The 22894-nt window shown below is 70.7% G+C and carries 21 protein-coding genes and 1 pseudogene; 12 read left to right on the top strand and 10 right to left on the bottom strand.

The window, feature by feature from the left end; genetic code table 11:
• Positions 1–15 precede the first annotated feature (15 nt).
• A complete protein-coding gene (locus AC3AGO_RS00660) occupies positions 16–474 on the top strand; it encodes a nitroreductase/quinone reductase family protein (RefSeq protein WP_487818077.1) in 459 nt (152 codons plus the stop codon).
• A 53-nt stretch (positions 475–527) separates the two neighbouring features.
• On the top strand, positions 528–1397 hold the full coding sequence (locus AC3AGO_RS00655; protein WP_487818076.1) for a class I SAM-dependent methyltransferase: 870 nt from the start codon (positions 528–530) through the stop codon (positions 1395–1397).
• A 21-nt stretch (positions 1398–1418) separates the two neighbouring features.
• Here AC3AGO_RS00655 and AC3AGO_RS00650 read toward each other — a convergent pair whose 3' ends face one another.
• The 6 genes from AC3AGO_RS00650 to AC3AGO_RS00625 all read right to left on the bottom strand — a co-directional run bounded on the left by AC3AGO_RS00650 (position 1419) and on the right by AC3AGO_RS00625 (position 8820).
• Positions 1419–2021 (bottom strand): DsbA family protein, encoded by a 603-nt coding sequence (locus AC3AGO_RS00650; RefSeq protein WP_487818075.1) that lies wholly within the window; start codon positions 2019–2021, stop codon positions 1419–1421.
• A gap of 162 nt (positions 2022–2183) precedes the next feature.
• Positions 2184–4517, bottom strand: a complete 2334-nt coding sequence (gene yicI / locus AC3AGO_RS00645; RefSeq protein WP_487818074.1) for an alpha-xylosidase — start codon at positions 4515–4517, stop codon at positions 2184–2186.
• 119 nt (positions 4518–4636) lie between these two features.
• The gene (locus tag AC3AGO_RS00640) at positions 4637–5365 is read right to left on the bottom strand and encodes a carbohydrate ABC transporter permease (RefSeq protein ID WP_487824499.1); all 729 of its coding nucleotides are present in this window, start codon (positions 5363–5365) and stop codon (positions 4637–4639) included.
• A gap of 152 nt (positions 5366–5517) precedes the next feature.
• On the bottom strand, positions 5518–6474 hold the full coding sequence (locus tag AC3AGO_RS00635) for a carbohydrate ABC transporter permease (RefSeq protein ID WP_487818073.1): 957 nt from the start codon (positions 6472–6474) through the stop codon (positions 5518–5520).
• A gap of 10 nt (positions 6475–6484) precedes the next feature.
• Positions 6485–7711 carry an ABC transporter substrate-binding protein gene (locus AC3AGO_RS00630; protein ID WP_487818072.1) on the bottom strand — a complete coding sequence of 409 codons (1227 nt, stop codon included), beginning with the start codon at positions 7709–7711 and terminating at the stop codon, positions 6485–6487.
• A gap of 80 nt (positions 7712–7791) precedes the next feature.
• Positions 7792–8820: a LacI family DNA-binding transcriptional regulator gene (locus AC3AGO_RS00625; RefSeq protein ID WP_487818071.1), complete on the bottom strand. Its 1029-nt coding sequence runs from the start codon at positions 8818–8820 to the stop codon at positions 7792–7794.
• Positions 8821–9076: 256 nt separating this feature from the next.
• Here AC3AGO_RS00625 and AC3AGO_RS00620 point away from each other — a divergent pair, with 256 nt between their 5' ends.
• A complete protein-coding gene (locus tag AC3AGO_RS00620; protein WP_487818070.1) occupies positions 9077–9511 on the top strand; it encodes a hypothetical protein in 435 nt (144 codons plus the stop codon).
• Between the two features lie 412 nt (positions 9512–9923).
• Here the strand turns inward: AC3AGO_RS00620 and AC3AGO_RS00615 are convergent, their stop codons facing one another.
• Positions 9924–10001, bottom strand: a complete 78-nt coding sequence (locus AC3AGO_RS00615) for a 50S ribosomal protein bL37 (protein WP_487824498.1) — start codon at positions 9999–10001, stop codon at positions 9924–9926.
• A gap of 161 nt (positions 10002–10162) precedes the next feature.
• A pseudogene (locus AC3AGO_RS00610) lies at positions 10163–10699 on the bottom strand (GTP-binding protein); the annotation flags it as partial.
• A 216-nt stretch (positions 10700–10915) separates the two neighbouring features.
• Here AC3AGO_RS00610 and AC3AGO_RS00605 point away from each other — a divergent pair.
• Entirely contained in the window at positions 10916–12079 is a 1164-nt protein-coding gene (locus AC3AGO_RS00605) for an RNA-guided endonuclease InsQ/TnpB family protein (RefSeq protein WP_487818069.1), read from the top strand.
• Between the two features lie 321 nt (positions 12080–12400).
• Here the strand turns inward: AC3AGO_RS00605 and AC3AGO_RS00600 are convergent, their stop codons facing one another.
• Positions 12401–12814, bottom strand: coding sequence for an SHOCT domain-containing protein (locus tag AC3AGO_RS00600; RefSeq protein ID WP_487818068.1), 414 nt, complete (start codon positions 12812–12814; stop codon positions 12401–12403).
• 554 nt (positions 12815–13368) lie between these two features.
• Between AC3AGO_RS00600 and AC3AGO_RS00595 the strand changes: the two genes are divergently transcribed.
• From AC3AGO_RS00595 to AC3AGO_RS00560, 8 genes are all read left to right on the top strand, one after another.
• The gene (locus tag AC3AGO_RS00595; RefSeq protein WP_487818067.1) at positions 13369–14319 is read left to right on the top strand and encodes a crotonase/enoyl-CoA hydratase family protein; all 951 of its coding nucleotides are present in this window, start codon (positions 13369–13371) and stop codon (positions 14317–14319) included.
• A gap of 295 nt (positions 14320–14614) precedes the next feature.
• Complete coding sequence (locus AC3AGO_RS00590; protein WP_487818066.1) at positions 14615–15382, top strand: crotonase/enoyl-CoA hydratase family protein; 768 nt, start codon at positions 14615–14617, stop codon at positions 15380–15382.
• A 130-nt stretch (positions 15383–15512) separates the two neighbouring features.
• Positions 15513–16268, top strand: a complete 756-nt coding sequence (locus tag AC3AGO_RS00585; protein WP_487818065.1) for a 3-hydroxyacyl-CoA dehydrogenase — start codon at positions 15513–15515, stop codon at positions 16266–16268.
• A gap of 66 nt (positions 16269–16334) precedes the next feature.
• Entirely contained in the window at positions 16335–17507 is a 1173-nt protein-coding gene (locus AC3AGO_RS00580; protein ID WP_487818064.1) for a thiolase family protein, read from the top strand.
• A gap of 17 nt (positions 17508–17524) precedes the next feature.
• Positions 17525–18247: a TetR/AcrR family transcriptional regulator gene (locus AC3AGO_RS00575; RefSeq protein ID WP_487818063.1), complete on the top strand. Its 723-nt coding sequence runs from the start codon at positions 17525–17527 to the stop codon at positions 18245–18247.
• A gap of 27 nt (positions 18248–18274) precedes the next feature.
• Positions 18275–19861 (top strand): acyl-CoA synthetase, encoded by a 1587-nt coding sequence (locus AC3AGO_RS00570; protein ID WP_487818062.1) that lies wholly within the window; start codon positions 18275–18277, stop codon positions 19859–19861.
• Positions 19858–21519 carry a long-chain-fatty-acid--CoA ligase gene (locus AC3AGO_RS00565; protein ID WP_487818061.1) on the top strand — a complete coding sequence of 554 codons (1662 nt, stop codon included), beginning with the start codon at positions 19858–19860 and terminating at the stop codon, positions 21517–21519. The genes AC3AGO_RS00570 and AC3AGO_RS00565 overlap by 4 nt, the downstream gene beginning before the upstream one ends.
• 323 nt (positions 21520–21842) lie before the next feature.
• Positions 21843–22397: a hypothetical protein gene (locus AC3AGO_RS00560; RefSeq protein ID WP_487824497.1), complete on the top strand. Its 555-nt coding sequence runs from the start codon at positions 21843–21845 to the stop codon at positions 22395–22397.
• A gap of 115 nt (positions 22398–22512) precedes the next feature.
• Here AC3AGO_RS00560 and AC3AGO_RS00555 read toward each other — a convergent pair whose 3' ends face one another.
• Positions 22513–22824: a hypothetical protein gene (locus AC3AGO_RS00555; RefSeq protein WP_487818060.1), complete on the bottom strand. Its 312-nt coding sequence runs from the start codon at positions 22822–22824 to the stop codon at positions 22513–22515.
• Positions 22825–22894: the final 70 nt, after the last annotated feature.

Here is a 22894-nt window from a genome sequence, read left to right as displayed (position 1 = left end):
AGGAGGCCAGGCGACATGACCAGCCGCACCCCGCACACCCCGCGCACACCGTCCGCCCCGCACGCCCCGCACGCCAGGAAACGCCGCCTCGTCTCCTGGATGCACCGCCGCCTCGCCAACCCCGTCATGCGGCACCTCGTCGGCCACCTCCCGGGCCAGGCCCTGCTGGAGACCACCGGACGGCACAGCGGCCGCCCCCGCCGCACCCCCGTGGGCGGCCGCGTCGAGAACGGCGGCTTCTGGATGGTCAGCGACCACGGCGCCGCCTCCCAGTACGTCCGCAACATCGCCGCCGACCCGCGCGTACGCGTCCAGATCCGCTCCCAATGGCACACGGGCACCGCCCACTTGCTGCCCGACGACGACACCCGCGCCCGGCTGCGCCGCCTGCCCTTCCACAACAGCGTGATGGTCCGCGCCCTCGGCACGAGCCTGCTGACCCTCCGCATCGATCTGGACGACCACCCCGCCTGACCCCTGTGCGGGACCCCGCGAGCGTCCGCCGGTTCACGCGAGAGAATGTGCTCATGAAACGCGGCGGAACGGCAGACGGTGACGGGCAGGACGCGCGGTCCCAGCAGCACGTGGAGCTGAGCGGCGTGCCCGAGACGCTGCTGTGGAACCTCTACCACCGCGCGTACGAGGCCCGGCAGCCCCGCAGAGTGCTCCACGACCCCCGCGCCGTGGAGCTCGTCGAGCGCATCGACTACCCCTTCGAGGAGAACTTCGGTACGCCCCACGCCCATATGGCACAGGGCCACGCGTTGCGGGTGCGCACCTTCGACGACGCCGTACTGCACTTCCTCGACGAACACCCCGACGGCACCGTCGTCGCCCTCGGCGAAGGGCTGGAGACCCAGTTCTGGCGGGTGGACAACGGGCGGGTCCGCTGGCTGTGCGTCGAACTCCCCGAGACCGCCGCCGTCCGCCGCTCCCTGCTGCCCGACGGCGAACGGCAGACCACCCTGGCCCAGTCGGCGCTCGACCTGTCCTGGCGCGACGCCGTCGATCCCAGCCGCGGCGTCCTGATCACCGCGCAGGGACTGCTGATGTACCTGCGGCCCGACGACGCGCGCCACCTCATCGCCGGCTGTGCCGAACGGTTCAGCGGCGGAGCGCTCGTCTTCGACGCGGTACCGAGGTGGCTGAGCGCCCGTACGATGCGCGGCGCGGTGCACACGCTGCAGGGATACCAGGCGCCGCCGATGCCGTGGGGCCTGGACGCGGGGGAGCTGCCGCGGGTGCGCACGGCCCATCCCGCCCTCACCGACGTCCACGAACTGCCGCTGCCCCGCGGCCGGGGCCCGTACTACGGGCTGCTGGCCCCCTGGCTGCACCGGATGCCCGGGGTGCGCAACGTGCGTCCGACGATGACGGCCATCGCCCACTTCGCCTGATCCACGGGGGCGGGGCCCGGGTCAGCGGCGGATCTGGGCCGCGAACTCCTCGGGCGCCACCGCGTATCCGTGCCGGTCGAGGACGGTGACCCGGGCGCGGTCCAGCAGCACCGTGGGGGTGCCCTGCACCTCGCCGGCGTCGAACGCGGCGCTCACGCGGTCCACCCACGGGCCGTACCGCATCCCGGACACGGCCTTCTCGAACGCGGGGGTACGCAGCCCCTCGACGCCGTCCGCGAGGGAGATCAGCAGTTCGTCGGAGGAGAAGTCGTCGGACTCCTCGGGCGGCTGATGCGCGTACAGGGCGCGCAGATACGCCATGAACAGGCCCTGTCCGGCGTCGGCCGCGGCGCCGAGCGCGTTGAGGGCGTGGTGCGATCCGCTGCCGCCGAGAGCGTCGTCGAGGAACGTCGCGAAGTGGTAGTGGAGGGCGAAGTCGCCGTCGTCCGCCAGCTGTTGCATGGCGACGCCGATGCCGTCCTCCATCCGCTTGCAGTACGGGCAGCGCGGGTCGGCGTAGACGTGCAGGATGTGCTCCGCCGAGGGCGCGCCGTAGACGACGATCGTGCCGTCCCCGGTGGTGTTGCCGGGGGTGTCGGAGTTCTCGGGGGTCGAGGATTGCATACCCACAGCCTCGGTACGGGGCCCCGGCCGCGGCAACAGCGGGACGCCCATCGGTGCTGTTCCTCACTCTGCCTGTGGCCCGCCCGTCCGACGTCTGACCTGGGGTGGGGCGGGTCCTGACTGCGGCGGCCGGCCCCCACGCCGGCCGCCGCAGGGGCGCCGTCAGTCCTCGGGGAGGAGGACCGTGAGGCTCGCGGCCCCTTCGGGCGGGGTGAGGAGGGTGCCCGCCTGCGTGGTCTCGGCCGTTCCCGGCGCGCCCTCGGGGAGCTCCGCCGCGGTGCCGGTGACCAGCACCTGCCACGGGCCCGTCGCCCCGTGGACGGCCTCGACGGTGAGCCGGCGGCCCGTACGGCTGGTGCGGAAGGTGGCGCCCGGTCCGCCGTCCGGCGCCGGCACCCGGGTCGTCACCTCGGCGCCGTCCCGCAGTTGGTGCACTCGCAGGGTGAGGCCGGACAGCCAGTCGTACGACGCGTTGTCGTCACCGGTACCGAGGGGGAGGACGGAGCCGGGGCGGGCGAACAGGGGGAGGCTGTCGTGGCCGTACTGTTCGCGCCGCCAACCGGGCCCCTGTACGCGCTCGCCGGTCAGCAGGTGGGTCCAGGTGCCCTCGGGCAGATAGAACGCGCACGTCCCGTCGGCGGAGAGCACGGGCGCGACCAGGAGGTCGTCGCCGAGCATGTACTGCCGGTCGAGCGTGTCGCAGGCCGGGTCGTCGGGGAAGTCCAGCAGCATCGCGCGCAGCACGGGGGTGCCGTCCTCGGTGGCCTGCCGGGCGGCGCGGTAGAGGTACGGCATCAGCCGGTGCTTGAGGAGGGTGAAGTCGCGGGCGACGGTGACGGCTTCCTCGTCGAAGTCCCACGGCACCCGGTAGGAGGAGCTGCCGTGCAGCCTGCTGTGCGAGGAGAGCAGGCCGAACTGCAGCCAGCGCTTGAACAGTTCCGGCGGCGGGGTGCCCTCGAAGCCGCCGATGTCGTGGCTCCAGAAGCCGAACCCGGAGAGACCCAGGGACAGTCCGCCGCGCAGCGATTCCGCCATCGCCTCGAACGTCGACTCGCAGTCGCCGCCCCAGTGGACGGGGAACTGCTGGCCGCCGCTGGTCGCCGAGCGGGCGAACAGCACCGCCTCGCCGTCGCCGCGTTCGGACTGCAGGGCTTCGAAGACCGTCGCGTTGTAGAGGTGCGTGTAGTAGTTGTGCATCCGCTGCGGGTCCGAACCGTCGTGCCAGACGATGTCGGTGGGGATGCGCTCACCGAAGTCGGTCTTGAAGCAGTCCACTCCCTGGCCGAGGAGGCCGCGCAGCTTGTCCGCGTACCAGCGCGCCGCGCCGGGGTTCGTGAAGTCGACCAGGCCCATGCCGGCCTGCCACATGTCCCACTGCCACACGCTGCCGTCCGGCCTGCGCACCAGATAACCCTTTTCCGCGGCCTCCGCGAACAGCGGGGACTTCTGCGCGATGTACGGGTTGATCCACACGCAGACCTTCAGGCCCTGTTCCTTGAGCCGCCGCAGCATGCCCTCCGGGTCGGGGAAGACCTCCGGGTCCCAGGTGAAGTCGCACCACTGGTAGGCGCGCATCCAGAAGCAGTCGAAGTGGAACACGCCCAGCGGGATGTCGCGTTCGGCCATGCCCCGTACGAAGCGGGTGACGGTCTCCTCGTCGTAGTCGGTGGTGAACGACGTGGACAGCCACAGGCCGAACGACCAGGCGGGCGGCAGCGCGGGGCGGCCGGTGAGGGCCGTGTAGCGGCGCAGGATCTCCTTCGGGGTGGGGCCGTGCACGATGTAGTACTCCAGCGTCTGGTCCTCGACGCTGAACTGCACCTGGCCGACGGCCTCCGAGCCGACCTCGTAGGAGACCTCGCCCGGGTGGTTGACGAAGACGCCGTAGCCGCGGTTGGTGAGATGGAACGGGACGTTCTTGTAGGCCTGTTCGCTGGACGTGCCGCCGTCGGCCTGCCACAGGTCGACGGTCTGCCCGTTGCGGACGAAGGGCGTGAAGCGCTCGCCCAGCCCGTACACCAGCTCGCCCACGCCCAGGGAGAGCTGCGCGAGGGAGTGGTGGGCCCCGTCGGGGGTGCGGGCGATGCCGGTGCCGCGGGCGGTGACGGACGTGAGGGTCTGGCCGTCCGCGGTGAAGTCGAGCCGGTAGGGCGCCGCGGTGTCGGTGCGCAACGTGAGGGCGCCGCTGGTGAGTTCGAGGACGGACCCCTCACGGCGGGCTTTCCCCGCGCCGTCCGTGCCGTGCAGCGCGAAGGACGGGCCGGGGTCCAATGTGCCGGCGTGGTGGGTGACGCGTACGCCGATGACGCCTTCGGCGGGGGCGAAACAGTCCACGGTCAGCAGCGGACTGTTGAGGGTGTCGCCGCGGTGCCGGACGCGGCGCACGGGCGCGTACAGCGTGAACCGGTCGTCCTCCACCCGTACGTCGTCGATCTCGGCGGCGAACGACGCGTCGACGCCTTCGCGCATGTGCCAGTAGCCGTCGGTGAACTTCATGCTGTGTGCCAACTCCTCGTGGTGCGGTGCCCGTCGGGCGGGTGCGGGTGACTGTGGTGAGGTCGGCGGGTGTGTCGGAGGGGCGGCGGGTCGGGAGCTTTCGGGGTGGGGGAGCGGGGCTATTTGAGGGAGCCGCCGGTGATGCCGGCCGCGATGTACTTCTGCGCGACGACCAGCAGGACGGCGGCCGGTACGGCGGACAGCACGGCAGTGGCCATGACCGCGCCCCAGTCGCTGACATGCGCGCCGACGAACTGGTAGATGCCGAGGGTCACCGGTTTGACGTCGTCGGTGGTGTTGAGCGTCAGCGCGAACATGAAGTCCGACCAGGCGAACAGGAACGTGAACAGTCCTGCCGTGATGAGGGCGTTGCGGCTCATCGGCAGAACGATCCGCACGAAGGCGGTGAACCTGTTGGCGCCGTCGACCATGGCGGCCTCCACCACCTCGGTGGGGATGGAGACCATGAAGGCGCGCAGCAGCACCACCGAGAAGGGCAGTCCGAGGGAGGCGTCCGCGAGGATCAGCCCCGGATAGGAGTTGACCAGGCCGAGTTCGGCGTACGCGCTGTAGAGCGCGTTGGCGATGACGATGCCCGGCACCATCTGCGTGATCAGCGTCGTGAACACGATGACCCGTCCGCCGCGCAGCCCGAACTGCGCCAGCCCGTACGCGGCCGGCGCGGCCAGCACCAGACAGCACACCACCGCGCCCAGGGCGACGGTCAGACTGGTCAGCAGGGAGCCGCCCTGGGTGTCGAGCACCATTTTGAAGGCGTCCAGGCTGGGCGACGTGGGCAGCCACCGCACCTCGATGCCCGCGTCGCGCTGCAGCGCGGTGTTGAGCATCCAGTAGAGCGGAAAGAGCAGCACGGCCAGGATCAGCAGCGCTGCCGCCGTGTTCCACGCCCCGCGCAGCCCGCCTTTGCGCCGGGAGACGGGGGAGCGGCGCCGCGCAGATGCGGACCGTACGGATGTCGGTGCGGAGGTGGTCACGGTGCTCACTTCCCCTGTCCGAAGTCGGCGCGGTTCGCGCGGAGATACAGCACGGCGAAGACCGCGCTGATGAGGATGAGGACGTTGCCGACGACGGCGCCCTGGCCGAAGTCGAGCTGCAGGAAGGACAGCTGGTACGTGACGGTGCCCAGCGTCTGCGTGGCGTCGGCGGGACCGCCGGCCGTCAGCGCCAGGATCAGATCGAGGATCTTCACCGTCGACATGAAGCCGAGGACGAGGACGACCGTGATGACGGGCCGCAGCAGCGGCAGCGTCACACTGCGGAAGGTCCGCCAGGGGCTCGCCCCGTCGAGCGCTGCGGCCTCGTACAGTTCGCGCGGAATCTCCTGCAGACCGCCGTACAGGATGACCATGTTGAACGGGATGCCGATCCAGATGTTGACCAGCACCGCGGACAGCAGTGCCACGCTCGGGCTGCTCAGCCACGGCACGCCCCCGTTGGTCAGACCGAGGGCCTGCAGGGCGCTGTTGAGCACCCCGTGCTCCTGGTCGAGGATGCGCCGCCACACGACCGCGGCGACCACCATCGGCACCAGCCACGGCAGCAGCAGGACCGCCCGTACGAGCCCGGAGAGCCGGAAGCGGCGGGAGAAGAACACCGCGAGCGCCAGCCCGAGCGTGAACTGCCCCAGCAGCGAGCCCGCCGTGAACAGCGCGGTGTGCCACAGCGCGTCCGTGAACAACTGGTTGGCGAAGACCGCCCGCCAGTTCTCCAGCCCCTCGAAGGGAGCCTCACCGGTGAAATAGGTGGTGGGCGTGTACTGCTGAAAGCTCATCAGCAGATTGCGCACCAGCGGATAACCGAAGAACAGCGCCATGTAGACCAGCGCCGGGGCCACGAACAGCCAGCGCAGCAGGCCCCGTCGGCGCCTGCCGGGCACCACGGCGGGCCCTTCGTGCGCGGCCTGCCGCACGGGCGCGGGGGAGGTGACGGTACTCATCGCGGGCCCCTCACTGCTGGTCCGTCGTGGCCTGGCGCTGCGCCTCGCGCAGCGCCTGTTCGGGCTCGGCGCGGCCGGTCAGCACGGCCTGGAAGGCGCCGGCGAGAGCCTTGCTCACCGTCGGCCACTGCGTGCCGACCTTCGCGGTGCGGGAGCGCGCCGTGGGCACGAGGCCGGCGACGGGGGCGAGCTTGGGGTTCTGCCGGGCGTACGTACGGGCCGCCACCGTACGGGTGGGCACGTTGTAGACGGCCTCGCCCCAACCGATCTGGTTCTTCTCGCTGTTGACGCAGTTGAGGACCTTCGCGGCGTTCTTCTTGCGCTCGCCGCCGGTGCTCTGCGGGACGGTCATCACCGTGCCGCCGATCGGCGAGACGGCCTTGCTGCCGCGCTCGGGCACGGGGAGGCGGGCCACGTCCCAGTTCACCTTCTTCTGGGCTGAGAGGACCGGCACCTGCCACGGACCGTTGACCATCATGGCGGTGCGTCCTGCGGCGAACTGGTCGTTGACGTCCTGCTGGTTCCAGCTGACGACGGCCTTCGACACGGAGCCCTCGGCGACCATGCCCTTCCACAGCCGCAGCGCGTCCACCCCTCCGCCGCCTGCCGGGCGCGCCTCGTCGCCGCCCGCCGACCAGAAGAACGGCAGGAACTGGTACACGCCGTCCTCGTCCGGGCTGGCGCTGAAGGCCATGCCGTAGTGCCCGTCGCCGGTCAATTTGGCTGCGGCGCTGCGCAGTTCGGCCCACGTCTTCGGCGGTGTGACGCCGGCCTTCTTCAGAAGATCGGTGTTGTAGAACAGCGCCAGGGAGTTGGCCGCGCGGGCGACGCCGTACTGCTTGCCGCCGAACGAGCCGAGAGTGACGGCACTGCGGGAAAAACCGGAGGTGTCCACCCCGGCGTCCTGGAGCGTGCGCAGACCTCCCGTCTCGGCGAACTGCGGCAGTTCGGCGCCGTCCAGCTCCAGGATGTCGGTCAGCGAACGGGACGAGGCCATCCGCAGCGCCTTCGACGTCAACTGCGTGTCCGGCACGCTGATCTGCTCCACGCGCAGCCCGTGCGGACGGGCACAGCGGTCGAAGAACCGCTGGTTCTTACGGTGTTCGGCGGTGTCGGTCGCCGAGTTGAGCACGGTGACGGTGTCCTCGGGCGGCTCGGCGGCACACCCGGCGAGACCCAGCACCACCGTACTGGTCATGAGCATGGCAAATACTCGCGCGTCCCTGCGTGGGGCCATGGTGCTCCCTTCGGTGCGGCTCTGATCGCGGGGCCCGGGATTCCGGTTCCGGGGCCCGCGGGGGTCCTTCGGTGCCGGTGTCAGCCAGTAGTGCGGGGCGGATCGGAGCCGGGCGGTGCGCTGCCGGTCCGTACGGTCAACCGCGGGGGCAGCAGCGTCGCTTCGGGCACCGGCTGCCCGTTCTGCTTGGCCCGCAGGAGCTCGACGGCCTGGGTGCCGACCTCGGCCGCCGGTATGGCGACCGAGGAGACGGGGATCGCCGCACCCGCGGCCACCTCGTCGGGGCACAGCGCGACGACCGAAAGGTCCTGCGGAATGCGCAGCCCGGCCCGCTGGAACGCCTCCATCAGCGGATCGAGCATCGGCTCGTTGTGCACGACCACCCCGGTCAGGTCCGGCTGTTCACGCAACAGCCGGTCGGTGACCCGCGCGGCAGCCCGCGCGCCGTTCTCGCACGGCAGCACCCGCGAGGTGAGGCCGCGCCGGCGGGCGGCGGCCGTGAAGCCCGCCGCCGTACGTTCCGCGAACCCGGTCTGCCGTGCGTACACCTCCGGGGGTGAACCGAGCAGCGCCACCGACCGGTGCCCCAGCTGCGCCAGATGCTCCACGCACGCCTCACCGGCCGCGGTGAAGTCCAGGTCGATACAGGTGAGTCCGGCGGCGTCGGAAGGGAAGCCGATGAGCACGGCGGGCTGCGCCAGGGAGCGCAGCAACGGGACGCGCGGATCGTTCAGCTGGACGTCCATCACGATCAGCGCGTCCACCAGCGCACTGTCGGTCACCCGCCGCAGCCCCTCCTCGCCCTCCTCCTGCGTCAGGAGCAGCACGTCGTGATCGTGTACGCGGGCGGCAGTGGCCACGGAGGCGGCGAACTGCATCTGGACGGGTATGTGGATGCCGGAACGCAACGGCATCTGCAACGCCAGCACATTGGTACGGCTGCTCGCGAGGGAACGCGCCCCCGCGTGCGGCCGGTAGCCGAGCTCGCGCACACTGCGCTCGACCCGCTGCCGGGTCTCCGCGGAGATGGACCGCTTGCCGCTCAGCACGTAGGACACCGTGCTGGGGGACACCCCCGCACGCCGCGCCACATCAGTGATCTTGACCAATGCCCGCCTCCTGATGCCGCGTTGCCCTGCGCCCTGGCCGGACCGTGACCCTTCGGCCCCGTGCCGCCCGGCCCGCCCGTCGCCGGTTGTCGAATCGTTTCGACAACGGATGTGCCGATGCGATGCGGCGGGACATTAAGCGGGGGTCACCGGTATGTCAATGGCGTTAACAAAAGGACCGCGTAGGCGGTGCGGGCAGCCCGGTCGGGCCCGAGCTCCCCAGCGGGGCGCACCGACCGGAAGGCGCGTCAACCTGATGCCTCAGATATCCCCTGACCAGGTGGGTATCGGCAGATCAGGCCGGCTGCGCAGCGCCGTGACCATAGGTTCACCGTTGCTGGAAGTCGGTCTGGGGGAGACCCCGGCGCGTGACACCTGGAGGAAGTTGATGAATGCGGGTACATACTTCCCGGGCCGCGGGACGCTGATCGAAGAGACGTTCTTGAAGGGCGAAGCTCAGGGGGAGGCTCGCGGGAAGGCCGAGGAGCGGGCGCGGATGGTGTTGCGCGTGCTGGAGCGCCGTGGGGTTGCCGTCTCTGCTGACGTCCGGGAGCGGGTGACGGGGTGCGTCGATCTGGAGCTTCTGGAGCGGTGGCTGGAGCGGGCTTTCGTGGCTTCCTCGGCCGACGAGCTCTTTGTCGACGCGGGTGAGGATGTGGACGGTGCTCAGGAGGCGGGGGAGAACTCGTAGGCCGCATCCTCGCCCGTGAATCTCACCCTCAACCTCAGGTTGAGGTGGCCCGCCGGGGCGGTGAAATCGTCGCCTGCGTCCCGGACTTGGGCTGTGTTCTCGACACCGGTATGGGTGAACCGGTCAGCGCGGAGGGGCTGGGGTACGGCTTCCGGGCGAGTGGGGCCGCGCCGGTGTATCGGGGCGGGCCTGGCCTTCGTGGGGGCCGGCGGCTTCGGCTGCGGTCACGCGTAGCCGGGGGTGGCGGCGTGCCGGGTGGCCGTCGTTTTGGGTACGATCCCCCGCGCACCCACGGGGTCTCCCGGTCTCCCGGTCCTCGTCGGGGCCGGGGAGAGCCATCCGGCCCCACCCGCGGGCCTCCCGCGTCAGCGCACGGGAAGCCCTTGGGCGGGGCCCGGGCCGGTATCCCCGCTCAGGACTGGGGACGACGGCCGTGGTTGGCCGAGTTCTTGCGACGTGCCTGCTTCTTACGGCGGCGCTTCGAGGACATGCCAGCTCCCATCTGTGCGATGCGGTTTCGTTGCGTATCCACCGTTTCATACCGCTATTGCGCTCGTAAAACACGGGCCACAGCTCTCCCGCAGGTCACGGCCTTCCAACCGTGCTCTCCGGTCCCGTGAAGTCCCGTGAACCGGGACCGCAGAGCACCGGTCACGCCTTCTGCGGGGTGTCCACCCTGCGGACGACTCGCAGCAGGTACTCGCGGCGGTGCAGCGGGTCGTTGTCGGTGCGGGCGCGCGACGGGGGAGTGCCCCGTACCGGCTGGTGGTGGCCGAAGGCGCACTCCAGGACACCTTCGCCGCTGGTCAGCGCGGGCAGTTGCCGCTCCAGCGCGGACACGGAGGCCGCCGGGATGTCGCCCTCGACCACGTACGCGGCACCGTTGAGCACGGAGTGCTGCGGCACGGCGCGCAGCTGCGCCAGTACGGGCAGCAGCGTGCCGAACGTGTCCGACGGCAGCTCCAGCCGGAAGCGCTGCACCGGCTCGCACACCACGGTGCCGGCCCGCCGCAGCGCGGCCATCAGCACCAGCGGGGTCAGATTGCGGAAGTCACCCGCCGTACTGGACATGCTCTTGTCGAACACCGCGTGCGCGTGACTCTGCCGCGGCGCGTAACCGGAATGCGTCATGGTGACCGTGCAGTCCTCGACCGGCCATCCGTACACGCTTTCCCGCAGGGTCTCCCGCTCGCGCTACTCCAATTCCCGAACTCGCCAGCGTGCTTGAGGGAATTCGTGCTGTAACGGTTTTGCGGAGCATCCCAGAAACGAAAGGGACGGTTGCGAAGTACCTGGAGTGCCGTGGAGATGACGTTTGCGAGCGTGTGTGCGAGCTGTCGCGAGTTGGGGTGAGGGTGTGCGATCGGGGCTCATGCGTGCGAGTCGGGTTCTAGGTTCGTGCTCGTGAAGGTGGTTGTGCGGGTGAAGTTGCTGCCGACGTCCGTGCAGGCGGAGGCGTTGGAGGCGACGTTGCGTGCCTGCAACCGGGCCGCCGATCATGTCTCACGCACTGCGTTCGAGAGCGGGGTGAAGGACCGAAACGGGCTGCAGAAGGCCGTGTACGCGGGCATCAAGGCCGACTTCGGGTTGTCGGCGCAGCCTGCGGTGCGGGTGGTGAAGAAGGTCGTCGACGCCTATACGGTGCTGGCCGCGCAGTGCAGGGCCGGGCTGTTGGGCCGACCGCACACCAAGCGGTACCGCAAGGCCACCGGCCGACCGGTCGCGTTCCGTCCGGAGGCGGCGCAACCGTTTGATGACCGGTGCCTGTCCTGGCAGCTGGATGCGCGGACAGTGTCGATCTGGACGATGCACGGGCGGCTGCGCGGGATCCGTTTCACCGGCCAGACCGACCAGCTCAAGACGCTGGCGGCGTATCGCAAGGGTGAGTCGGATCTGATCCGACAGAAGGGCAAGTGGTACCTGCTCGCCACCTGCGAGATCCCGGAACCTGAGGTGGCAGACCCGGTGGACTGGATCGGTGTCGACCGCGGGATCACCAACCTGGCCACCACCTCCGACGGCACCAACTACCAAGGCCGCGGGCTGGCTCGCTACCGCCGCTGGCATGCCGTCAAGCGGGCCGAGCTGCAGCGTAAGAACACCCGCTCGGCCACGCGCCGTCTGGCCCGCCGGTCCCAGCGGGAGAAGCGGCATGCCACGCATGTGAACCATCGGATCAGCAAGGAGATCGTGTCCGTCGCGCAACGCACCGGTCGCGGGATCGCCGTCGAGGAGTTGGACGGGATCCGTGAGCGGGTACGGCTTCGCCGCGACCAGCGGGACAAGATTTCCTCCTGGCCCTTCCATCAGCTCGGACAGCAGCTCGCCTACAAGGCCCAGCAGGCCGGCGTGGCCTTCCTGGCGGTGGATCCGGCCTACACCTCGCAGACGTGCCCGCGCTGCGGGCACACCGAGCGGGCCAACAGGCCCGCCCGGGACCAGTTTTCCTGTCGTCGGTGCGGCCTCGCTGGGCACGCCGACGTCGTCGCCGGGGTCAACGTGCGCAACCGCGCACGCTCGGCGTGGGTATTTGTCACCGCACCCGTCCCCACCACCACACAGACGTAGGTGGTGGGGAGATGCGACCCGTTACCGTCCCGTCGTCGGGGGCAGTCGGGAGCGCGACAAGGCATGAATCAAGCCGAGTTTCACAAGCTCAGCCCCTTCATGGCCAAGAAGGTGACAATGCGTCATGTCCTCAGGGTGAGTGGCGATTCCTTTCCGGCGGGACATGAACGCAGGGCGCATTATCGGGACTCCTCGGCGAGACGGCGGGATGTGCGAAGAGTGCAGCAGAAAGGCGCCGCGGCCGGCAACAGGATTTCCGGGTGCCGGCCGCGGTCGCGCGGTTCCGTGGTGCTGGGGTCGGTCAGTGCTGCGGTCGGACGGTCAGCGCAGCAGCTTCTCCTTCGCCTGCTCGAATTCCCGCTCGGAGAGGTCACCCCGGGCCTTGAGCTGCGTGAGCCGGATCAGGTCGTCGACCCCGTTCGCGGGGCCGGTCGCGCCGGGAGCGGTCCCGTGGCCGTTGGCGGAGTCCCGGGGAGCGGGAATCTGCTGCCGGTTCCGGGCTCCCATGTTCGTACCGCGGGCGACCAGATAGACGAAGACGCCGAGATACGGCAGGACGAGGACGAAGAGCAGCCAGACCCCTTTCGTCAGGCCCTTCATGTCGTCGCTGCGGAAGATGTCGGCGATCACCCGGAACAGCAGCATCAGCCACAGGACCCACAGGAAGATCCACATGGCGGTCCAGAAGGCCCCCATGAGGGGATAGTCGTACGCCAGGAACAGGTGGTCACCCATCGCTGTTCTCCTGCCACTTGCGGTCGGGCGTGCTGTGGCGTCCACCGTCGCGGCGGACGGCGCGCTCACCTCCGTGCACGTGGTCCGCGTGCACGGAAGGCAGTGGCCGGTCCGGACGATGACGGTGGACGCAGGGGGCCGGAGAGATGCTCGGTTCGGGCTCCCGGGATGCCCGGGAGTGCGCGGCGTGACGGTCGTACCGTTTCCGCGGAAAAGGTCTCCGGCCTGTTCTCGAGCCGTGTGGAGAGCCGCGCTGTCGCGTGCGGTGACACCCCCTCAGCGCGCCCTTCGCCGTCAGCCTAGCCGCGCCCGGCCCTGATGCGTACGGCTCGGACCAGCCACAAAAAGTGCACACAAGAGCCGGAACATCCCCTTCCGAGGGGGCGTGTGCACGAGAGGAACAGGGCCTTCCGGGAAGGAAATTGAGTTCCGTGCACACCTATTGGACGCGGGAAGGGCCGCTGTTAACTTAACGAGTGTTCGACAAGCGGCGTACCGGCCCCGAGCCGGTGCCGTCGTGCGGGCCGTCACCCACACCGCCGTTGGGGAGTGCAGTGAGTACCGAGACAGGCGCCGGACACACCACGACAGCAGACCCGCGGGCGGAGGGCTCCGGCCAGGCCGCCTCATACACCCAGATCTCCTACGAGGCGGCCGACGGCATCGCGACCGTCACCCTCGACCGGCCCGACAAGCTCAACGCCTTCACCTGGACCATGGCGGCCGAACTCATCGCCGCCTTCGACGAGATCGACGCCGACGACTCCGTACGGGCCGTCGTGGTGACCGGCGCGGGCCGCGGCTTCTGCGCCGGCGCCGACCTCGACGGCGGCGCCGGCACCTTCGACGCGGGGGAGTCCGGCGCCGAACGCCGCGTCGTGCACGGCGAGATCGACGGCGCGCCCCGCGACGGCGGCGGCACCGTGTCGCTGCGCATCGCGGCCTGCCGCAAACCGGTGATCGCCGCGTTCAACGGCCCCGCCGTGGGCGTCGGCGCGACGATGACGCTGCCGATGGACATCCGCATCGCCGCCGAATCGGCGAAGTTCGGCTTCGTGTTCACCCGCCGCGGCATCGTCCCGGAAGCCGCCTCCAGCTGGTTCCTGCCGCGCGTCGTGGGCATCTCGCAGGCCATGGAGTGGGTCGCCACCGGGCGGGTGTTCGGCCCGCAGGAGGCACGCGAGGGCGGCCTCGTCTCCAAGGTGGTGCCCGACGCCGAACTGCTGTCCACTGCATACGAGTTGGCGCGCGAGATCGCCGAGAACACCTCCGGTGTGTCGGTCGGCGTGGCGCGGCAGATGATGTGGGGCATGCTCGGCGCGGCCACCCCGTGGGAGGCCCACCGCCACGACTCGCACGCCATGTTCGCGCTCGGCAAGGGCGCCGACGCCGCCGAAGGCGTCACCTCCTTCCTGGAGAAGCGCCCGCCCCGCTTCCCGATGCGGCTCGACGAGGACTGGCCGCAGGAGGTCCCGCGCTGGCCGCAGCGGCCGGACACGTACTGACGCGGGCCGCGGGCGGCGGGTGCGTACGGACGGGCGGCCGTTGTGCACCGGTGTACCGGCCGGCTGCCCGTCCGCCGAGCGGCACAGCCCCGCCGATGGGCCCGCGCATCCCGGGCATCCCGCGCGGAAGGCAGGCGCGGAGGACGCGCGCGTCACAGCCGCTCGGCCGGTGAACAGCCCCACAACAGAAGGCAGTTGACCCACAGGCGGCAGTCGAACCATAGGCGGCAGTCGACCACAGGCGGCAGTCGACCCACGGACGGCAGTCGATCCAGCAGGCGAGGAGCAGGGACGTATGGCCGACGCAGTGCTCACCGAATTCCGGGACGACGGCACCACCGTCATCACCCTCAACCGGCCCGCGGCCCGCAACGCCGTGAACCGCGCCGTCGCCGAGGGCGTGGCCGCGGCCCTCGACGAACTCGACCGCCGCGACGACCAGACGGCCTGCGTCATCACCGGCGCCGAGGGCACCTTCTGCTCCGGCATGGACCTCAAGGCGTTCCTGGCGGGGGAGCGGCCCGACGTGCCGGGCCGCGGGTTTGCCGGCATCACCGAGGCGCCGCCGCGCAAGCCCGTGATCGCCGCCGTCGAGGGGTACGCGCTGGCCGGCGGCTGCGAACTCGCCCTCGCCTGCGACATGATCGTCGCCGCCCGGAACGCGCGGTTCGGGCTGCCCGAGGTGAAGCGCGGGCTGGTCGCCGCGGCGGGTGGCCTGCTGCGGCTGCCGCAGCGCATCCCGTACCAGGTGGCCATTGAAGTCGCCCTGACCGGCGGCTTCCTGGAAGCCACGCGCGCCTACGAGTGCGGCCTCGCCAACCGGCTCACCGCCCCGGGCGAGGCCCTGGACGGGGCGCTGGAGCTGGCCGCGGCCGTCGCCGCCAACGGACCGCTCGCCGTACGCGCCAGCAAGGAAGTCATCGCGCAGGCCCCGAGCTGGCCGGCCGACGAAGCCTGGCAGCGTATGCGGGCACTCAGCGAACCCGTCATCGCCTCCGACGACGCCCGCGAGGGCTCCCGCGCCTTCGCCGAGAAGCGCCCGCCCCGCTGGACGGGACGCTGACCGCACCCGAGGCGGTACGGGCCCGTCACCGAGGACGGACCCGTACCGGCGCGCCATCGGGCGCGGCACCGTACCGACGGCGCGCAGCACGCCCCACCTCCCACGACCTCCCGAGGAGAGAGCGAACACCATGCAGACCAACGGCATTTCGGCCCTCGTCACCGGCGGCGCCTCCGGCCTGGGCCTGGCCACGGCGGAGCGGCTCCTCGCGGGCGGCGCCCACGTCACCCTCCTCGACCTGCCCACCTCCGACGGGGCCGAGGTCGCCAAGGACATCGGCGCCACCTTCGTACCCGGCGACGTGACGAGCGAGACGGACGCGGCCGCCGCCGTCCAGGCCGCGGCGGGCGCGGGACCGCTGCGCGTCGCCGTGAACTGCGCGGGCATCGGCTCCGCGGCCCGTACGGTCGGCAAGGAAGGCCCCTTCGATCTGGGCCTGTTCAGGAAAGTCGTCGAGGTCAACCTCATCGGCACCTTCAACGTGATCCGGCTGACCGCCGCCGAGATGGCGGGCCACGAACCGCTCGACGGGGACCGCGGCGTCATCGTCAACACCGCCTCCGTCGCCGCCTTCGACGGGCAGATCGGCCAGGCCGCCTACTCCGCGTCCAAGGGCGGCATCGTCGGCATGACCCTGCCCATAGCCCGCGACCTGGCCAGCCGCAGCATCCGCGTGATGACCATCGCGCCCGGCCTGTTCGAGACGCCGCTGCTGGGCGGCCTGCCGCAGGAGGCACGCGACTCGCTCGGCGGCCAGGTGCCGCACCCCAGTCGCCTCGGACAGCCCACCGAGTACGCGCACCTCGTCGAGTCGATCGTCGGCAACCCCATGCTCAACGGCGAGGTCATCCGCCTCGACGGCGCCATCCGCATGGCACCCAGGTAGCCCCGTACGGGCGCCCGTTGAGCACCTTACTGACTTCTACGGCCCCGGCAGCAGAGGAGACCGCACATGCGGGACGCAGTGATCGTCGACGCCGTACGCACCCCCGTCGGCAAGGGCAAGCCCGGCGGCGCCCTCTCCGGCATCCACCCCACCGACCTGTCCGCGCACGTCCTGCGCGCCCTCGCCGAACGGACGGGCCTCGACCCGGCCACCGTGGACGACGTCATCTGGGGCTGCGTCTCCCAGGTCGGCGAACAGGCAGGCTGCATCGGCCGGTACGCGGTCCTCGCCGCCGGCTGGCCCGAACACGTACCGGGCCTCACCGTCGATCGCCAGTGCGGCTCCTCGCAGCAGGCCGTGCACCAGGCCGCGGCCGGCGTCATCGCCGGACAGTACGACATCGCGGTGGCCGGCGGCGTCGAGTCCATGTCGCGCATCCCCATCGGATCGGCGCGCGCCGAGGGCCGGTTGGGGAAACCGTTCGGGCCCCTCGTCGCCGAACGCTACGACAACTTCCGCTTCCACCAGGGCATCGGCGCCGAGATGATCGCCGACGAGTACGGGCTGACTCGCGCACAGCTCGACCAGCACGCACTCGACTCCCACGAACGCGCGGCGCGCGCCACCGACGAGGGCCGCTTCAAGAGCCAGATCACCCCCGTACCGGCCCCTGACAGGGACGGCGGGACACACCTCGTCGACACCGACGAGGGCATCCGCCGCGGCGGCACGTTGGAGGCGATGGCCTCCCTCAAGACCCCCTTCAAGGAGGGTGGCGTCATCTCCGCCGGCAACTCCTCGCAGGTGTCCGACGGTTCGGCGGCGCTGCTCATCACCACGTCGGAGACGGCCGCGCGGCACGGCTGGACCCCGCTGGCCCGCTTCCACACCGGGACTGTCGTCGGAGCCGATCCGGTCACGATGTTGAAGGGGCCCGTACCGGCCACGGAGAAGGTGCTGCGGCGCGCAGGCCTCGGCCTCGGCGACATGGGCGCCTTCGAGATCAACGAGGCGTTCGCGTCCGTGAGTCTGAGCTGGCAGCACGCGACCGGCGCCGACTACGCACTGCTCAACCCCAACGGCGGCGCCATGGCCCTCGGCCACCCTCTCGGCGGCTCCGGAGCCCGCCTGATGACCACCCTTGTCCACCACATGCGCGACCGCGGCCTGCGGTACGGGCTGCAGTCCATGTGCGAGGGCGGCGGCATGGCCAACGCCACCATCCTCGAACGCCCCTGAACGGCGGCGCGACGCCCGTGAACGCCGACCGCCCCGTGGCCGCCGACCCGTCCGAGCACTCCGGACCGTCCGAGCGCTCCGGAGCGCCCGGTGCGCGGAACACGCCCGACCCACCCGGTCGGCCCGTACCGCCCCGCCCCGCCGGACACAAGGCGATCACCGAGGCCGCCCGCAGGGAGTTCGCCGAGCACGGCTACAGCGCGGCCTCGATCCGTTCCATCGCGCAGCGCGCGGGCGTCAGCCTGTCCGCGCTGTATTACTACTACAAGGGCAAACAGGAACTGCTCGTCGCCATCCTCGACGAGGGACTCGACGCCTACTTCACCGCCTGCCGCGACGCCCTGGACCGTGCGGGCGACACGCCCGCCGAACGGCTGGAGGCCCTCGTCGCCGCCACCGTCCGTTTCCGCACCGAGCACCCCGTGAAGAGCAACATCGTGCTCATGGAGGCCCGCAGCCTCGACCCGGCCTACGTACAGCGTTACCGCGAGACCGAGGCCCGCGGCTCCCGGCAGTTCCGCGACGTCATCGAGGCAGGGCTGGCGGACGGCAGCTTCCACACGCCGTACCCGGACGACGCCCGCCGCGCCGTCATCGCCATGTGCAACGCCGTCGCCCAGTGGTACGACCCCGAAGGGCCGCTGACCGCCGCTGAACTCGTCGAGCGGTACGTGGCGTTGGCGCTCACCCTCGTACAGCACAATCCGTCCGCCGACACGCCCGAAAGCCGAACCGCCTGAACGAATCTTCCACCCGCAGGAGTGCATGTGTACCCAGGCGCGTACGCCGACCGCCTCCCCGACAAGCCCGCCGTCATCATGGCCGGCTCGGGGACCACCGTCACCTACCGCGAACTGGAGGACAGGTCACGCCAGTTGGCCCGCGTCCTGCACGCGCACGGCCTTCGTCGCGGCGACCACCTCGCCCTCCTCTCCGAGAACCACCCCCGCTTCTACGAGGTCTACTGGGCGGCCATCCGCTCCGGCCTGCATCTCACCCCCGTCAACCGGCACCTGTCGGCGGAGGAGGCCGCGTACATCGTCGACGACTGCGGCGCCACAGCCCTCGTCGCCTCCGCCGGACTCGCCGAACTGGCCGAGGACGTCGCAGGCCTCACCCCACGCGTCGGACTGCGGCTCGCCTACGGCGGCACCGTCGCCGGACACCGCCCGTACGAGGACGCGCTCGCCGCCATGCCGCCCGAGCCGCTGCCCGACCAACCGCGCGGCGCCGACATGCTCTACTCCTCCGGAACGACGGGGCGCCCCAAGGGCATCGAGGCCCAGCTGCCGGACCGTCAGGTCCACGAGCCCGGCGACACCATGACCACCGTCTTCGGCCCCCTCTACGGCTTCGACGAGAACACCGTCTACCTCAGCCCCGCACCCCTCTACCACGCGGCACCGCTGCGCTACACCGGCATGGTCCACGCCCTCGGCGGCACCGCCGTGATCATGGAACGGTTCGACGCCGAACAGGCCCTCCAGGCCATCGAACGCCACCGGGTGACGCACAGTCAGTGGGTGCCGACGATGTTCGTGCGGATGCTGAAACTGGCCGCGGACGTGCGGCACGCGTACGACCTCTCCAGCCTCCGCGTCGCCATCCATGCCGCCGCTCCGTGCCCCGCAGAGGTCAAACACGCGATGATCGACTGGTGGGGTCCGGTACTGGAGGAGTACTACGCCGCGACCGAAGGCTCCGGCATCACCGTCATCAACAGCGAGGACTGGCTGCGCAAACCCGGTTCAGTCGGCCGCAGCGTGCTGGGCGAACTGCACATCTGCGCACCCGACGGCACCGACCTGCCCGTGGGGGAGACCGGCACCGTCTACTTCGCCCGCGACGAACTCCCCTTCCACTACCACAACGCGCCCGAGAAGACCGCCCGCGCCCAGCACCCCGACCATCCCGCGTGGACCACCCTCGGCGACGTCGGCCACCTCGACGAGGACGGCTTCCTCTTCCTCACCGACCGGCTCGACTTCACCGTCATCTCCGGGGGCGTCAACATCTACCCGCAGGAGATCGAGGACTGTCTCACCCTGCACCCGCAGGTGTACGACGTCGCCGTCATCGGCGTGCCCGACCCGGAGATGGGCGAGGCCGTCAAAGCCGTCGTCCAGCCCGCACCCGGCGCCGTACCGGGCCCGGACCTCGCCGCCGAACTCCTCGACCACGTCCGCGAACGCATCGCCGGCTACAAGGTCCCACGCACCCTCGACTTCACCGACACGCTGCCCCGCACCCCCACCGGCAAGCTCAGGAAGCGCGAACTCGCCGACCGCTACAGGACGACGGAGAAGCCACTTGCCGACAAGTCGACAGAAGCCCGGGCGGAGGCACGCCCATGACCGGCGGCATATCGACTGGCGGCATGACGGCTGGCGGCATGTCGACCGGCAGCATGACGACCGGCGGTATGACCCTCAGCGACCAACTGGCCCGGCACGCCCGCAAGATCCCCGACAAGGTGGCGGTGCGCTACGAAGGGGACGGACCCACGTACCGCGCACTGGACGAGCGCGTCAGCCGGCTCGCCGACGCGCTGCGCCGCCGCGGCATCCGTACCGGCGACCGCGTGGCGGTCATGGCTCTCAACGGGCCCGAGGTCCTCGAGTCCTATCTGGCGTGCGTGCGGCTCGGCGCGATCTGCGTCCCCGTCAACTTCCGCCTGGTCGCCGACGAGATCGCCCACCAGCTCGCCGACTGCGGCGCCGTCGCCGCCGTGACCGACCCGCCCTCGGCCGCCGCCCTCGCCGATGCCCGCGCGAAGGTGCCGGAGGTGACGGTGTGCCTGGTGACGGGCGACGAGGCCGCTTTCGCGGCTGTCTCCGCTGTCGGAGAGGGAGGGCCTGGAGCGGAGAGCTACGAGGCGGCGCTGGAGGACGCCGACCCCGCGTACGAGGGTCCGGCGGTGGACGAGAGCTCCCCGGCCTTCATCATGTACACCTCCGGTACGACGGGACGGCCCAAGGGCGCCGTCCTCACCCACACCAACCTCTTCGTGCACACAGTGAGCAACCTCGCCTTCCACGGCGTACTCCACGACGACGCCGTATGGCTGGCCGCCGCGCCCCTGTTCCACATCGCCGGAATGAGCGGCATCCTGCCGTACCTGCTGCGCGGCGGTACGACCGTGATCGCCCCCTCCGGCCGCTTCGACCCGGCACAGACCATCCGCCTGCTGGAGCGCGAACGGGTCTCCGCCTGCTTCTTCGTCCCCTCCCAATGGCAGGCCCTGTGCGCCGTACCCGGCGTCGCCGACCGCGACCTGTCCGCGCTGCGCCGCATCTCCTGGGGCGCCGCCCCGGCCTCCACGACCTTGATCCGTACGATGCTCGATACGTTCCCGCAGGCCGACGTCCTCACCTCCTTCGGACAGACCGAGTGCTGCCCCATCACCTGCGCGCTGCGCGGCCCGGACGCGCTGCGCAAGATCGGGTCGATCGGTACGCCCATGCTCAACGTTGAAGTGCGCGTGGTGGACGAGGAGATGAGGGACGTACCGCGCGGCGAGGTCGGCGAGATCGTGTACCGCGGACCCACGGTGATGCGCGAGTACTGGAACCAGCCGGAGGCCACACGGGAGGCCTTCGCCGGCGGCTGGTTCCACTCCGGCGACCTGGTGCGCGAGGACGAGGAGGGCTACTTCTACCTCGTCGACCGCAAGAAAGACATGATCATCTCGGGTGGGGAGAACATCTACTGCGCCGAGGTCGAGGACGTCCTCGCCGCCCACCCGCAGGTCGCCGAGGTCGCGTTGATCGGCGTACCCGACCCGAGGTGGGGCGAGACCCCCCTCGCCGTGATCGTCCCCCGCGACCCGTCCGACCCGCCGACGGACGCCTCGATCGAGACCTGGTGCCGCGCCCGCCTCGCCGGCTACAAACGCCCCCGTCGACTCGCGTTGAGCGACGCCCTGCCCCGCAACCCGAGCGGGAAGGTCCTCAAGACCCGACTGCGGACGGACTACGCGGCCGGCGCGTCGGTGACGGACAGGGCGGTGTGAGGCGGGCGCGCGTGGCGGGGGAGGAGAGGCGGGACGGGGCGGTGGGCCGGTGACGGTAAGGGACGACGCAGAGGTGCGGAAAATCGATCACGGGGAGGGCGTTCCGGGCCCCTGACCTGCCTGTTCTGTGGTGAATGCGACAGCGGGACCCTTCTTCGCTGCGCACGGCGGGGTTCCGGGTGCGTCCGGTGCGGGACAGGCCGAAGACCTGTGCCTGAGCGCCGCTCACGGCTGGCACCGTGGGTGCGCATGAGCACCACCAACACCCCCACACCATTCAGACACACACGTCACAGCCGCCGCGGGGGCGAGCTGTGACCGGCATGGGATCCGGCGCCAACGGCGGCTCCCGCCTGCGTGCCCTGCAACATTGGTTCGAGCGCAGCCTGAAGGTCCAGGCGGCCGTGTACTTTCCGTTGTGCGTGGGTATCGCCGCCCTGTTCCGTCAGGACGCGCCTCCTGCCCTGTGGGTGGTCCAGGGCGCGATCTACACTGCCATCGGCGTCTCGGTCTCGGGGAGGCTTCGGCGCCGGTTCAGCCGTGCGGCCGGTACGGCCAGCGGAGATCACGCCGATCTCAATCGCCGGATCCGGCACCGCGACGTGCCGACAGACCCCGCGGAGCGGGAATCCCTGCGACGGCTGGTCGACGTGCAGCTGACGCATCTGGAGCGTGCAGGCCGGCGGTTGCCGTATCTCATGGGCTTCATGTGTCTGATCCCAGCCGTCCTGCTCGTCATGGGAGCGATGGTCGGCCAGGTGGCCATGCCCTTGGCTCTCACCGTTGCCATGGTCGGCTTCTGCTTCTGGATCTACTGGCTGCGCCGCCGCAACATGACGCGTCACCGCTACATGCGCTCAGCCCTCGAAACGGAGTGACCCGGCGTCGCGTGACGCCTCAACAGGCAAGCGCGGCACGGTAGTCGAGCAAGGCAGGCACGCAGTGTGGGGTGCGGCGGTCACGGGACCGCCGCACCCCACACGTACGTACGCCTCACTGCTGCGCGGGCTCCTCCTCGGAGGCCGCCGCCGCGTCGAGCGCCCGCACCGTGTTCTTGAGGTCCTGCGAGGGCGTGTAGTAGCCGTGCTCCTCGACGAGCCCGGACTCGTAGAGCCCGGCCCGTAGCGCGGTCACCGCCTCGGAGACCTGGGCCCGCAACCGGACGGTCTCTTCCCGCTGTTCGTCCGACAGATCCACGCCGCGCACCCCTGGCGCGTGCCCGTCCAGCGCCGCGTACGCCTGGTTCACGGCGCGCTGGAGTTCGATCAGATGGGCATGCTTCGCGGAGTCGATGATGTCGGTCATGCGTGCGATCTTACTGCGCGAAATGATTTTTCCCAGCGCACAGCATTACGACCGGCGAGTCCCCACAGCC

It is taken from the genome of Streptomyces sp. BL1 (assembly GCF_057628045.1).
The sequence above is the reverse complement of the archived record's forward strand: the minus strand, read 5'-3'. Positions and strand labels throughout refer to the sequence as shown.

What these genes read in the sequence shown, in the direction of transcription:
- AC3AGO_RS00655 (WP_487818076.1), top strand. Translation starts at nt 528, where the DNA reads ATGAAACGCGGCGGAACGGCAGACGGTGACGGGCAGGACGCGCGGTCC.
- AC3AGO_RS00590 (WP_487818066.1), top strand. Translation starts at nt 14,615, where the DNA reads ATGGCCGACGCAGTGCTCACCGAATTCCGGGACGACGGCACCACCGTC.
- AC3AGO_RS00615 (WP_487824498.1), bottom strand. Translation starts at nt 10,001, where the DNA reads ATGTCCTCGAAGCGCCGCCGTAAGAAGCAGGCACGTCGCAAGAACTCG.
- AC3AGO_RS00565 (WP_487818061.1), top strand. Translation starts at nt 19,858, where the DNA reads ATGACCGGCGGCATATCGACTGGCGGCATGACGGCTGGCGGCATGTCG.
- AC3AGO_RS00660 (WP_487818077.1), top strand. Translation starts at nt 16, where the DNA reads ATGACCAGCCGCACCCCGCACACCCCGCGCACACCGTCCGCCCCGCAC.
- AC3AGO_RS00560 (WP_487824497.1), top strand. Translation starts at nt 21,843, where the DNA reads ATGGGATCCGGCGCCAACGGCGGCTCCCGCCTGCGTGCCCTGCAACAT.
- AC3AGO_RS00640 (WP_487824499.1), bottom strand. Translation starts at nt 5,365, where the DNA reads ATGCTCAACACCGCGCTGCAGCGCGACGCGGGCATCGAGGTGCGGTGG.
- AC3AGO_RS00620 (WP_487818070.1), top strand. Translation starts at nt 9,077, where the DNA reads ATGCCTCAGATATCCCCTGACCAGGTGGGTATCGGCAGATCAGGCCGG.
- AC3AGO_RS00580 (WP_487818064.1), top strand. Translation starts at nt 16,335, where the DNA reads ATGCGGGACGCAGTGATCGTCGACGCCGTACGCACCCCCGTCGGCAAG.
- yicI (WP_487818074.1), bottom strand. Translation starts at nt 4,517, where the DNA reads ATGAAGTTCACCGACGGCTACTGGCACATGCGCGAAGGCGTCGACGCG.
- AC3AGO_RS00555 (WP_487818060.1), bottom strand. Translation starts at nt 22,824, where the DNA reads ATGACCGACATCATCGACTCCGCGAAGCATGCCCATCTGATCGAACTC.
- AC3AGO_RS00600 (WP_487818068.1), bottom strand. Translation starts at nt 12,814, where the DNA reads ATGGGTGACCACCTGTTCCTGGCGTACGACTATCCCCTCATGGGGGCC.
- AC3AGO_RS00585 (WP_487818065.1), top strand. Translation starts at nt 15,513, where the DNA reads ATGCAGACCAACGGCATTTCGGCCCTCGTCACCGGCGGCGCCTCCGGC.
- AC3AGO_RS00630 (WP_487818072.1), bottom strand. Translation starts at nt 7,711, where the DNA reads ATGGCCCCACGCAGGGACGCGCGAGTATTTGCCATGCTCATGACCAGT.
- AC3AGO_RS00635 (WP_487818073.1), bottom strand. Translation starts at nt 6,474, where the DNA reads ATGAGTACCGTCACCTCCCCCGCGCCCGTGCGGCAGGCCGCGCACGAA.
- AC3AGO_RS00650 (WP_487818075.1), bottom strand. Translation starts at nt 2,021, where the DNA reads ATGCAATCCTCGACCCCCGAGAACTCCGACACCCCCGGCAACACCACC.